Origin of the sequence: Muricauda sp. SCSIO 64092 (genome assembly GCF_023016285.1) — a bacterium.
In the GTDB taxonomy this organism is placed as follows: Bacteria; Bacteroidota; Bacteroidia; order Flavobacteriales; family Flavobacteriaceae; genus Croceivirga.
On record NZ_CP095413.1, the window covers coordinates 3,346,742 to 3,360,000 of the forward strand.

Below are 13,259 nucleotides of genomic sequence, written 5' to 3' on the forward strand. Positions count from 1 at the left end.
TAATTATTGGATTAAAATTAACATTGAATGGGGTGAGCCCCTTTTAAGTTTTGGAATATTAACAATTTATTATCATTTTTGGAAACGCTAATTCAAATAATCTTTAAATGAAATCAATGTTAACTTGGATGTTAACACCATTTTTGGTGTTAACTATGTCCTTCTCTTTAGCTCAAGAGAAAACAATTTCGGGTAATGTGACCGACCAAGATGGTCTCCCCTTACCTGGTGTTTCCATTGTTGTGGTGGGAACCACTAGTGGAACACAAACGGATTTTGACGGTAATTACTCCATTACTGCCAGTCAAGGTCAAGTACTTCGATTCACCTACATTGGGCAGGCTACCGTTAATAGGACGGTTGGTAGTGGCAACACTATAAATGTCCAAATGGAGGAGGATGCACAGGCTTTGGAGGAAGTAGTTGTCGTGGCATACGGAGAAAAATCTAGGCAAAAAGTAATTACAAGTATATCAGAAGTGGATAGTGAGGCCATTGAAGATTTGGTGGTAGACTCTCCCCAAAATATACTTCAAGGGCAAGCGGCTGGTGTTCAAGTGGTTAGTAGTTCAGGTACGATAGGAGCAGCTCCGGAAGTTAGGATAAGAGGAACGAATTCTATCGGGGGTAACTCCAGACCTTTATTTGTTGTTGATGGTGTTGTGCTGGGAGATACTTTTAATACGCTTGCTCAAGGAACAGGGCAAGGGATTAATCCTTTGGCGACTATCAACCCTAACGACATAGAAAGTATTTCAGTATTAAAATCTGCCGCCGCTGCTGCGTTATATGGTTCCCGAGGTGGAAATGGTGTGGTTTTGATAACTACCAAAAGAGGAAGAACGGATGGAAGAGTAACGGTGGATATAAATACGAATGTTTCATTTTCCACGCTTACTGACTCGCCGGATTTAATGAACGCTCAAGAGTTTATTGACTTTACAACATCAATCAGGTCAGTAACAGGGCAAACCTTATTAACAGATAGTGGTGATGATGTTGACATGATAGATCTCGTTACAAGAACAGCAGTTTCAACTAGTAGCAATATTAGTGTGCGCGGGGGTAATGAAAACGTGAATTATTTTATAGGTGCTACACGAGAAAACCTGGAAGTTCCACTAATTGGCGGTGCATTGGATCGAACAAGCTTTCGGGCGAATGTGGAGGCTAAAGCTACTGATTGGTTAACTGCGGGTATGAATCTGAATGTATCGCAAAACAACTTCGACCTTACACCTGCTGAAAATTCTTTTGGTGCTCCGTACACAGTAGCCATATTGCAAAGACCTGACAGAGGGCCATTTGATGAGGATGGAAATTTTAGAACCTCAGGTAATGTAGGTGGGGGTAATGTTATTGCTCAGGAAGTTTTAGAACAAAACGATCAGAATACTACCAGGATTATTGGTAATGCTTATCTAAACTTTGATCTATCATCATTTATACCGGGCCTTAGTTTTAAACAAGAACTGGGAGTTGATAGAAATTTTGATGAGGCTATTCGAAGAGATGTTGAGTTGTTAACCCCGGGTGGATTTGCACTAAATAGAATTTCTCAACAGAATAGAACTATTGTAAATAGTTTGCTTTCCTATAACAAAACTTTTGGGGATCATACTTTAAATATTCTTGCAGGGTATTCTTTTGAAGAGAATGCATTTAGAGTTTTAAGGGCAGATGGTACGGGATTCTTGTCGGACGACCAACGTAATATAGAATCTGCGGCTACTTTCCCGACTACTTTTTCCAGTGGCGACGAAACTACTTTAGTGTCGTACTTGAGTAGGATATCTTATGATTATGCCAATGGTAGATATCTTTTGGAAGGGTCTTTAAGACGAGATGGGTCTTCGGTATTTGGGGCCAATAACCGATTTGGTACATTTTGGTCTTTAGCCGCAGGATGGAATATATCAGAAGAACCATTCATGCAGAATGTAAATTGGATTCAGGGATTAAAGCTTAATGGTAGTTATGGTTCAACCGGTAATGATAGAATATTCACCGCTGCGAATTTCTTCCCTGCTTTGGGAACTTTCGGAACCAATAATTATAATGGAGAATCGGGGCTAACACCTCTTGTGCTAGCGAATCCTGATTTAAAGTGGGAAAGCACAACCACTTGGGATATTGGACTTTCAGCAAGTTTTTTCAACAGAGGTCTTTCATTTACTTTAGAATATTATAACCGAACAACCGATGATTTAATTCTTAATGTTCCGGTGGACCCTACCTTTAATAATGGTCTGAATAGTGTCCTTCAGAATGTTGGTGAAATGGAGAATAGAGGGTTTGAACTGTCGCTTGATGCGGTTATTTTTGATAATCCCGATGGCTTTAGCTGGAATTCAAACTTTAACATTGCCTACAATGTGAATGAGGTAACTTCTTTGCCCGAAACGTCAAGTGTGGATGAACAGGGAAGAAGATTCGTAGAACAGATAGGAGGCTCTTTGGCCAATTCACCACAAAGAGCAGTGGAAGGAGAATCTGCAAACTCATGGTATTTAATTCCTTATATTGGGGTTAATTCGCAAACTGGAGATACAGAGTGGTTGGATGCTGATGGAAATCCAACAACAAGCCCAACTGCCGCGGACAGAAGAATAGTGGGACAGGGCAACCCGGATTTTATAGGAGGGTTTTCAAATGTTTTCACATTTAAAAACTGGTCTCTAAGTACATTATTCAATTATTCTTTTGGTAATGATATGTTACTTACCTCCCGAGAGTTTACTGAAAATCCAGTTAGTGGATTCAACAAGACTACAAGACTATTAAATGTATGGGAGCAACCGGGTGATCAAGCGTTTGTGCCTAGTCCCAGCAGCCCTACCATCTTTACGTTCGCACAAACGTCAACGGCACAGCTGGCGGATGCGTCATTTGTGCGGTTAAAAAATGTTACTTTATCTTATACCTTGCCGCGAAGCTTGATTGACAGAACATTTTTAAATAACATTAGGTTTTTCGTAACAGGCACTAATTTGCTAACCATTAAAAGTGATGATTTGGAAGGGTACGACCCGGAAGGATCCAATAGAGCGGATGGAGCAGGTACTCTTGGCCAGGATTTCTTTACAGTACCTCAAGCTTCTACATTTACATTAGGAATGAATGTTTCGTTCTAAAAGTATTTAATTTATAAAATTATGGATAAGATGAATAAAAATAAGTTAAGTATAATTCTGGCACTATTTCTAATAGTAATGTCTTCATGTGAAGATAGATTGGAATTATTACCGGAAGACGATATCGCGGAGGAGATTGTTTTTAACTCTGAAGTCACGGCCTTAGGGGCGGTTGTCGGAATATATAATAGGGCACAACAGGATGATGTGTTGAACGGAACTTTACAGTTTATGACAGAGTGGCAATCAGACAACGTTGCCTTTGAAGGTACTTTTTCAACATTTGAACAGGTTAGTGTTTATTCCACTTTAGCAACAAATACTTCTATATTTGGAATATGGGATGATAATTATGAAACCATTGGGGCAGCCAATTTGGTGATTGATAATGTTCCCCTTGTGCCTGGAGAGGACTTTACAGAGGCCGAAAGAACCCAGGCCATTGCTGAGGCAAGGTTTATGAGAGCTTTGGTTTATTTTAATGTTTCTACAGTATTTGGACAGCCTTTGCAAGTAGGACAAGGCCGTTCGAATCTAAGTGTTCCTTTGGTTTTAACCTCAGAAACCGGTTTGGAAATCCCAAGAGCAACTTTGGGAGAAGTCCAGGATTTTGTAGAATCTGAATTGCTAGCTGTAATACCTCTTTTGGCTTCCGGTACCAGGATTAAGGCAAACCCTGGTGCAGCAAGGGCGTTATTGGCAAGATTATATCTGTACCAAGAGCGATGGGAAGAAGCAGCTAATATGGCGAATATGGTGATAAGTGATTCATTTTATGAACTGGCTACGGATTATACCTTTTTTGATCAACCTGCTGCTACAGAGCATGTATTTACTTTAGTTAATAACGAAGTAGATGGCCAAGATACTGGTCAAGGTTGGTCGGGTTTAAGTAACCCTCAGCCAGAAGGACGTGGAGATGTGCCGTTCACGCAAAATTTGTTGGATGCCTATGCCGAAGAAGCTGGAGACCTTCGATTTACAACACTCAACCAGGAAGGTCCGGGAGCAATTAGTCCAAACGCTATTTTTACAAATAAGTTTCCTGATGGGGTGAATAACGCCGATGATGCTCCCGTTATGCGTGTCACTGAAATGTACTTGACAAGGGCTGAGGCTAACTTAAGGGCTGGTACCAGTGTAGGAGATACGCCTGTAAATGATATTAATAGATTAAGGTCAAGGGCGGGATTAGGTGCTTTAGGAAGTGTGGATTTGGATATTATTTTAAACGAGCGAAGAAAAGAGTTAGCTTTTGAAGGCCAAAGAAGAATGGATTTATTACGTAATGGTTTGAATTTAAGAAGGCCAGGACAGCCTCAAGAAGCCCAGTCTGCGCCAGGGCAAAATCTCACTATTTTTCCTATACCGCAACAGGTCAGGGATTTATCTCCTTTTGTTGAGCAAAATCCAGGATATTAATTTTAAACCGCATCAAATATTGATGATTATTGTTTAAGAGCAGTTTACTAAGGGGATTCAGGAGTGACTAACTTTATTGAGTTTTATTTTTGAATACTTCCTCTTAAAGTAACAGCAAACCCCGAAAAAGGGCAGAAAAGCCCAAAATCGGGGTTTTGTCTTTTACAATTGATATGAAAATAGGAACCTGCATGACGCATGCAGGTTCTTCGGGTTCCATACCTAAGGGCACTCAAAATTGGAGAGAGAATACAAGAACAAGGCACAAAGCCTTCCTGAAAATCAAAAACAAATCGAGAAATCAAACATTGTCAAGGGAACATATGCCTTTATTTCTAAATATCCCTATGGAGTATAGCGTTGAAAACAAGTGCTTATATACTTGTTCCCATATCCTTATAGTTAATCCTGTAAATACTAATGAATTGCTATGGATTGTTTTGAACTCCATATGTTACCATCATTGGTCACCCCGTTTATGATAATGTTATAGTCCCCAGTCCCCGAGAAATATGCCGAATTCAGCTCCAATACGGCTACTTTGCGCCCTTCCAGTGTTAGGAACGGGTTCCAGTAGGCCGTTGTTGTGGCCATCGATTGCCCATAATCGGTATAGTCAAACTGCCGATAGGGTTCGAAACCTCCGATTTCGAATGAAATCCCGCTTTTCTGCCCGCGCTTTGGTACACTGCTGTCTGCTTCGAGATCGCCTTTACGCGTGTATATCGCAATAACGCCGTTTGCACCACGAGTGCCATAAGCAGCTGCCTTTCCCCCGGTCAGTAAATCAATGAAAAGAATCTCCTGTGGATTCATTAATGCGATGATATCCTGCGTAACTCGGACGCCGTCTATTAAGAAAAGGGGTTCCATACTCCCCAGAAGAGTATTAGTCCCACGAATTCTTATAACAAAATCCTTAAAACTGGATCCGCCTCGTAGCAACACTTGAACCCCTGGCAATAAGCGAAGTATGTGCTCAATAGGGAGATGGTCATAGTTTCTATGATCTTCCATGATTATTCTGGAACTTCCCCTTCCATAGATCGTTAATTTGTCCAGTTTCTGGTTTAGTACCTCCCTTTCGGTCTTTCTTTTTAGTTTTTCCGTAACAACGATCTCCTCTAGCCTTATGATCCTATCGCCGTAACTGAAAGGAGCAGCGTTGGTCGAATCTCCATAAAATGTAAAATTGCCAATATCCCAATTTTCAGCGTTAACATATTCGAGCTTCTTCGTTCTGGTACTGGCAACATTGTTGGGCCAGATGGAATCCAATAGGAAGCTAAAGCCCCTATTGGCTCTCTTTTTGCCCGGCATACCTTGGGCACTGAGAGACACCTGCATTTTCTCCTCGAACAGGAACGGGCCAAAATTGAACCTGCCTTTTTCGGTTTTCTGACGGCTGGAATGAAACGAACCGGATTCTCCCATCATTATAAGTCTAACGAAAACTTCATTCTGTCCATCGTATTCTTTGATTTTTCCTGAGATTTTGACCCCTTTTTCACCTTCACCCTTGTTCAACAGGGTGGAAGTATCATCAAGTGAGGACCATATATAACTGTCCCAGCTCTGTGTAATCAGGTACTTATCCAAAATTCTATTTGCCAAGCCGTTAACTTCAAATGGTTTTGGGATGAGGGGGTTAGGGTCATTTGGATAGTCCGATTGGAAATGCATATGGCTGAACATATCGGAATCTGCCGAACTTTTACGGTGCAGGGATTCTGGCGCAATGCTCAAAGAGAAATTACCGGTGATATCGGATTCCGATTTTGGCAGGGACAGAAAAAGCTTTATAGTATCCCCTTTTTTATATTGCTCTTTATCAGATCTCACGATGGAAGGGCCTTTTTCCGGGGGTTGGATGAACACAAGGCGTTTTGCGATCCTGTTTCCTTCTTTGTCAAGAAGCAGGATATGAGCCAGCCCACTACCGATCTTATCGGTTTTTAGGCGTATGGCAAATCCATTTTCTTGATTTCCCCTGTTGCGAAAGTTCAGGAACAACTTTCCCCTCAAATGCCCGATCACTGTAACCCCATCAAATTGTATGGAGTCTGAACCCACATCGATGATCAGGTGCCTGGCATTGTGCTGTACGCGAAGGGCGAACCCTTTGCGGTGCACCCCGGGAAGGGGAAAGAGCTTGTTTTCATCTCCTATCAACTTTGCGAAATAATTGGTATCGGGTTTCGGCTTTAAATCAATCTTGCAAAGACCATATCCATCGAGCTTAAACCCGGTAACGAAGATGCCTTTATAGTCAATGATACTTCCTTCAATTGTTGAAAGGTCGATTAATTCAGTATTTTTGGCCTTGATTACTAAATTGTTGAGTACACGGGCTGCCAATTGCCCACCTTCCGGATAAAACTCGAGTTCAATATTTTCTGTCTCATCTTTACTGGAACTAAGGGGGTTCAGGCCTGAACCATTGCCATTTATCAAGTCCATGTGTCCGTCAACGGTCGCATGAGGACCCAAAAGGGATATTCGCTTCTGATAGAAGTTGGTCTTGTCATCGTTTACCATATACCTTGTAAAGGCCCTGATGTAATAGGGGCCTTTGGGCAAAATAGAATCCAGGTCTATATGGCCTGCCGAACCAAAGCCCTGCATTATGTTCACTCTTTTGGCGACAATGGAATCGTATTGGTCCAGTAGTTCAACATAGACCAGATTACTTTTGGTACTGTTGAAATGGGTCACCCCGTTCAGCAAATAGGTTTTGAACCAAATGGTCTCACCAGCTCTGTATACTTCCTTATCCGTATGCAGGAAGACCTTCTCGGGAAAATGATGGGTGCGGTATTTGTTAAGATTATCGATTCTGGTTTTGATTATAGGGGATTGGGGCCTTAAGCTAGGTAGGCATGATAAAAAGAGTACTATGGCATATCCTATCTTCCGCATTCTTTAAATGAACCAAAGTTCTGTCTTCTTAATTTTAAGTCATTGACAATGAATGGATTACAAAATTAACTCCATCCATCCCTAACGCTTAACTAATGAGTTTAAGTCCTATTATCCCATACGTTTTTAGCGCAACATTGTTTTGGCCAATGCGCAGGCCCCTTATTGTTCCAAAGATTGGACAAGCACGAATCTCAATATCGACTTTTGTCTAAACCTATCTTTTGGGACAAGAAATCCAACAACTATCAATAAATTAAATGTAATATAGGAAATTTTTCCCACAAGCAATTCTGTTCGGATAGGTGTGTTTTCTTGTTTTCTGCAGAAAATAATTCTTGCTGTTCAATAGCAAAGAATCCCTGCCCGAAGGGCTATCAACGCACTTCACGTTCCAAACCGTGACAAGCTTCTTCGTAATCGGAAGTTTTAAGTCTTTACAACCAACAGGTTGCTACGGGACAAAATTCGAGCTGACCTTCAGACCACTTCGCATTTTGAATGCTACAAAAACCACTAATGGTCTTAAAATAATATCAAATGATGACACTTTGGACTATGCCTTTTTTAAGACAATGGATATTTTCACTCGTTTTGAGAAGATAAACGCATACCAAGAAGCATTTAGGAAAACCTTGTGCCTTTTTTCAAAAGTATTTGGTATTTCATTAGGGTTGAAAAAAGTACTTTTGTTCCTTCAATCGTAAAAGATGAGGGGATTCAAACTCTTATTGATTCTTTTTTTGATATGTGGTGTCAAAGCTTGGGCACAGAATGATCTTTTGCCCACCATTCCAACTGATACTACCAAAAGAATCCAAAGACCGGAAAAACCAGAGGCAAAACAAGAAATTACCATTGCCAATTATAAAATTATAAACCACAGGAGGGATACGGTTTATTTAGATACCTCCTTGACCATCCAAAAGGAATACCGATACAATTTTTTACGTAGGGATGATTTTGAACTAATGCCCTTTAGCAATATTGGACAACCCTATAATAGTTTGGGGGTAAATTTTGAAGAAGAGCATTTTTATCCAAAAATCGGGGCAAGGGCAAGACACTTTGGCTTTTTTGAAACTGAGGATGTCAAATACTACAATGTGGCCACCCCTATGACCGAACTGTTTTTCAAGACCACCTTGGAACAAGGACAGTTATTGGATGCCCTATTGACCTTCAATACTTCGGAACGATTGAATTTTTCCATAGCCTTCATTGGTTTTCGCTCACTCGGGAAATATCAATTTGACCAGGCGCAATCCGGTAGGTTCCGAACAACGTTTAACTATGTGACCCAAAACAACCGATATATGGTCAGGGGGCACTATGCTTCGCAGGAATTGGATGGGGAAGAGAATGGGGGTTTGTTGAATAGGGAGTTGCAGTTTGAATCCGGTGACGAAGACTTTTTGGACCGTGCAAGGGTCGATGTTCTTATTAGCAACGCCAACAATACGGTGAATAGCAAGAGGTATTTTTTGGACCACCAGTTTAATTTGGTCCGTCCCAGGCGGGATTCATTAAAAACCAGAAGTACGCTGTTGGCAATTGGGCATCAGTTCAATTATGAAACAAAATCCTACTCCTTTAACCAAACCACACCCGGTGAAGTTTTTGGGGGAAATGCGCTTGAAAGCCCCATAAGGGACAAGGCTTTTTTGCGGACCATGTACAATCAAGTATCGGCCAATTTTTCAAATAAAACGCTTGGACGGGTCTCGGGAAGTCTAAATTTCTATAACTATGACTACTCCTTTAGGAGCCTATTGATCCTTCCGGACGTCACCATTCCAAATCAGCTAACAGGAAGTGAAATTGCAGTGGGCGGGGATTATTGGAATAGGATAGGCCCTTTGGAATTGCGTGGGAAATTACGGTTTAACCTTTCAGGGGATTTAACAGGCACATTATTTGACGCCGAGGCCAGTTATAGGCTAAATGACAAAAACAGATTATTTGCAGCGCTCTATGGTTCTTCCAGAATGCCAAATTTCAACTTTTTGCTGTATCAAAGTGATTATTTGAATTACAATTGGTCCAACCTGGACAGTTTTGACAAGCAACAAACGCAATCCATACATTTTGGCCTGGACTCCGACTTTTTTGGAAATATTTCGGCCAAGTTTACAACAATTGATAAGTATGCCTACTTTGGTTTCAATGACGAAGACCTTCCGGAAGTTGTAGAGGGTGAGGAGGAGCAGCTGGGCAATAATGGGGAACAACTGCCTTTTGTCCGACCTTTCCAAGCCACTGGAAGTATAAATTATTTAAAAGTTAAGTACCAAAAAGAATTCAAGTGGCGCAAATGGGCATTGAACAATACGGTGATGTACCAGAATGTTGGTCAGGATTCCCAAGTCCTCAATGTGCCGGAGATAGTTACCAGGAATACATTGTATTATTCAAGTGACGTGTTCAAGAAAGCGATGTACATTCAGACAGGGGTTACCTTTAAATATTTCACCTCGTATAATATGGATGCATACAATCCGCTATTGGGGGAGTTCTATATACAGAACAATGAGACCCTGGGAGGCTATCCTTTAATCGATGTATTCATCAATGCCCGGGTAAGACAGACCAGGATATATTTCAAGGCAGAGCATTTAAATACGGTTTGGGACAATCAATTCAACTACTACGCTGCGCCCAACTATCCCTACCGTGATTTTGTCATTAGATTTGGCTTGGTCTGGAATTTCTTTTCTTAAAAATTTGTTAGTTTTTTTAGAATAACTACTGAATATCAGTAACTTATTTTTAAGATTAAAAAAAACACTGAAAATATCCTCAAACATTTTGTTGGGGCGGAAAAAGGTATCTATATTTGCACCCGCTTTGCTGGTAAAGCAGGGTAGATTCCTTGGAACGGCGGTCCATTTTTGGGTCGGAACAACGGGAAGGGGGATAAGTTCATTGGGATGATGTACTACGACAGCGTAGAATTAAGACAAGAACCATTTTGAAGCTCTGGATCGGGTTTTCGGTCGGGTGTCCCGGAATAGTCATAAAGTACTATCAACGGTACAACGATGGAGAGTTTGATCCTGGCTCAGGATGAACGCTAGCGGCAGGCCTAACACATGCAAGTCGAACGGTAACATAGGTTGCTTGCAACCTGATGACGAGTGGCGCACGGGTGCGGAACGCGTATGGAACCTGCCCCTGTCAGGGGAATAGCCCATGGAAACGTGGATTAATGCCCCATGGTATCCCGACCCTGCATGGGCGTCGGGATTAAAGATTTATCGGACAGGGATGGCCATGCGTACCATTAGCTAGTTGGTAGGGTAACGGCCTACCAATGCAACGATGGTTAGGGGCCCTGAGAGGGGGATCCCCCACACTGGTACTGAGACACGGACCAGACTCCTACGGGAGGCAGCAGTGAGGAATATTGGACAATGGTCGGAAGACTGATCCAGCCATGCCGCGTGCAGGATGACGGCCCTATGGGTTGTAAACTGCTTTTGTACGGGAAGAAACCCAGGTACGAGTACCTGGTTGACGGTACCGTAAGAATAAGGACCGGCTAACTCCGTGCCAGCAGCCGCGGTAATACGGAGGGTCCGAGCGTTATCCGGAATCATTGGGTTTAAAGGGTCCGTAGGCGGGCCTGTAAGTCAGGGGTGAAAGGCCACGGCTCAACCGTGGGACTGCCTTTGATACTGCAGGTCTTGAGTCATGGTGGGGTTGCCGGAACATGTGGTGTAGCGGTGAAATGCATAGATATCACATAGAACACCGATCGCGAAGGCAGGTGGCCAACCATGTACTGACGCTGATGGACGAAAGCGTGGGGAGCGAACGGGATTAGATACCCCGGTAGTCCACGCCGTAAACGATGGACACTAGCTGTGGGGTCTTCGGACTCCGTGGCCAAGCGAAAGTGATAAGTGTCCCACCTGGGGAGTACGTTCGCAAGAATGAAACTCAAAGGAATTGACGGGGGCCCGCACAAGCGGTGGAGCATGTGGTTTAATTCGATGATACGCGAGGAACCTTACCAGGGCTTAAATGCAGTCTGCATAGGGTAGAGATACCCTTTTCTTCGGACCGACTGCAAGGTGCTGCATGGTTGTCGTCAGCTCGTGCCGTGAGGTGTCAGGTTAAGTCCTATAACGAGCGCAACCCCTGCCGTTAGTTGCCAGCATGTAAAGATGGGGACTCTAACGGGACTGCCGGTGCAAACCGAGAGGAAGGTGGGGACGACGTCAAATCATCACGGCCCTTACGTCCTGGGCCACACACGTGCTACAATGGCCGGTACAGAGGGAAGCCACCCCGTGGGGAGCGGATCTACAAAGCCGGTCTCAGTTCGGATCGGGGTCTGCAACTCGACCCCGTGAAGCTGGAATCGCTAGTAATCGCACATCAGCCATGGTGCGGTGAATACGTTCCCGGGCCTTGTACACACCGCCCGTCAAGCCATGGAAGCCGGGAGTGCCTGAAGTCCGTCACCGCGAGGAGCGGCCTAGGGCAAGACCGGTAACTAGGGCTAAGTCGTAACAAGGTAGCCGTACCGGAAGGTGCGGCTGGAACACCTCCTTTCTAGAGAAAGCGGGGCGTCCGGCGGAGTCCCGTTCCGGGCGGATAGGTGGTCCTTGTCCAATTTTGCGCTGTCGTATTGCATTTTCCTTAATGGATCGTTGAAGCAGTCTCGTAGCTCAGCTGGTTAGAGCGCTACACTGATAATGTAGAGGTCGGCAGTTCGAGCCTGCCCGAGACTACAAGGTCGGGGAACGGCGAGAGGCCTGTGCTGGGCGCAGTCGAAGCAAGCCTTCCCGAGGCTACGAAGTTCATTGAGGGGTATTGAACAGGAAATTCTGGAAGTTGGGGATTCTGGCATTCTGAATTCTGAATTCTAAGTTCTGAATTCCGGGAATGGGGAATTAGCTCAGCTGGCTAGAGCGCCTGCCTTGCACGCAGGAGGCCACCGGTTCGACTCCGGTATTCTCCACGAAGCCCCCTCCGGCTCCCCCCAAGGGGGAGAGTTGAAGGGAAACCTTCCCCCCTTTGGGGAGATGCCCTAGGGGCAGAGGGGCTTAAGGTTCATTTTGGAATACTGAAAGGGAAATGGCAGCATGGTGCCAGAGCGTCCCGACCATTGGTCGGGAAGGCCACCGGTTCGACTCCGGTATTCTCCACGAAGCCCCCTCCGGCTCCCCCCAAGGGGGAGAGTTGAAGGGAAACCTTCCCCCCTTTGGGGAGATGCCCTAAGGGCAGGGGGGCTTAAGGTTCATTTTGGAATACTGAAAGGGAAATGGCAGCATGGTGCCAGAGCGTCCCGGCCACTGGTCGGGAAGGCCACCGGTTCGACTCCGGTATTCTCCACGAAGCCCCCTCCGGCTCCCCCCCCAAGGGGGAGAGTTGAAGGGAAACCTTCCCCCTTTGGGGAGATGCCCTAAGGGCAGGGGGGCTTAAGGTTCATTTTGGAATACTGAAAGGGAAATGGCAGCATGGTGCCAGAGCGTCCCGGCCAATGGTCGGGAAGGCCACCGGTTCGACTCCGGTATTCTCCACAGGGCCGAAGCGTCAAGAAAATGTCCGTCGGACATTTTTGGCGCAGGGGCCAGATGGCGCGTTTGCGTTATCGGAACGTTCATTGACATATTGGGACGCAACATTTTGATTAATGTTGTGTCAAGAGAAGAAACTTGAAGCAAGTAGAATAATTATCAAGGAATACGAGGGGCACCATAAGGTGCCGACAAGCAAGAGAAGGGCGCATGGGGGATGCCTAGGCTCCCAGAGGCGAAGAAGGACGTGGTAAGC

The 13,259-nt window shown here is 44.2% G+C and carries 4 protein-coding genes, 4 tRNA genes and 2 rRNA genes (1 of these 10 cut by a window edge); 9 read left to right on the plus strand and 1 reads right to left on the minus strand.

Annotated elements, in window-relative coordinates; translation table 11 throughout:
• Window positions 1–107 precede the first annotated feature (107 nt).
• Both L0P88_RS14190 and L0P88_RS14195 read left to right on the plus strand, forming a co-directional pair.
• Entirely contained in the window at window positions 108–3,134 is a 3,027-nt protein-coding gene (locus L0P88_RS14190; RefSeq protein ID WP_247130578.1) for a SusC/RagA family TonB-linked outer membrane protein, read from the plus strand.
• A gap of 30 nt (window positions 3,135–3,164) precedes the next feature.
• Entirely contained in the window at window positions 3,165–4,556 is a 1,392-nt protein-coding gene (locus tag L0P88_RS14195) for a RagB/SusD family nutrient uptake outer membrane protein (protein WP_247130579.1), read from the plus strand.
• Window positions 4,557–4,973: 417 nt separating this feature from the next.
• Here the strand turns inward: L0P88_RS14195 and L0P88_RS14200 are convergent, their stop codons facing one another.
• Window positions 4,974–7,475 (minus strand): TonB-dependent receptor plug domain-containing protein, encoded by a 2,502-nt coding sequence (locus L0P88_RS14200; protein WP_247130580.1) that lies wholly within the window; start codon window positions 7,473–7,475, stop codon window positions 4,974–4,976.
• Between the two features lie 710 nt (window positions 7,476–8,185).
• Between L0P88_RS14200 and L0P88_RS14205 the strand changes: the two genes are divergently transcribed.
• From L0P88_RS14205 to L0P88_RS14235, 7 genes are all read left to right on the plus strand, one after another.
• On the plus strand, window positions 8,186–10,195 hold the full coding sequence (locus L0P88_RS14205; protein WP_247130581.1) for a putative porin: 2,010 nt from the start codon (window positions 8,186–8,188) through the stop codon (window positions 10,193–10,195).
• Window positions 10,196–10,513: 318 nt separating this feature from the next.
• Window positions 10,514–12,035 (plus strand): 16S ribosomal RNA (locus tag L0P88_RS14210).
• 105 nt (window positions 12,036–12,140) lie between these two features.
• A tRNA-Ile gene (locus L0P88_RS14215) sits at window positions 12,141–12,214 on the plus strand.
• A 156-nt stretch (window positions 12,215–12,370) separates the two neighbouring features.
• Window positions 12,371–12,444: transfer RNA gene (locus L0P88_RS14220), tRNA-Ala, on the plus strand.
• Window positions 12,445–12,555: 111 nt separating this feature from the next.
• Window positions 12,556–12,631 (plus strand) — tRNA-Asn (locus L0P88_RS14225).
• A gap of 299 nt (window positions 12,632–12,930) precedes the next feature.
• A tRNA-Trp gene (locus tag L0P88_RS14230) sits at window positions 12,931–13,006 on the plus strand.
• Window positions 13,007–13,190: 184 nt separating this feature from the next.
• Window positions 13,191–13,259, plus strand: a 23S ribosomal RNA gene (locus L0P88_RS14235) (it continues 2,778 nt past the right edge of the window).
• Together the 16S and 23S rRNA genes with 4 tRNA genes alongside form the textbook arrangement of a ribosomal RNA operon.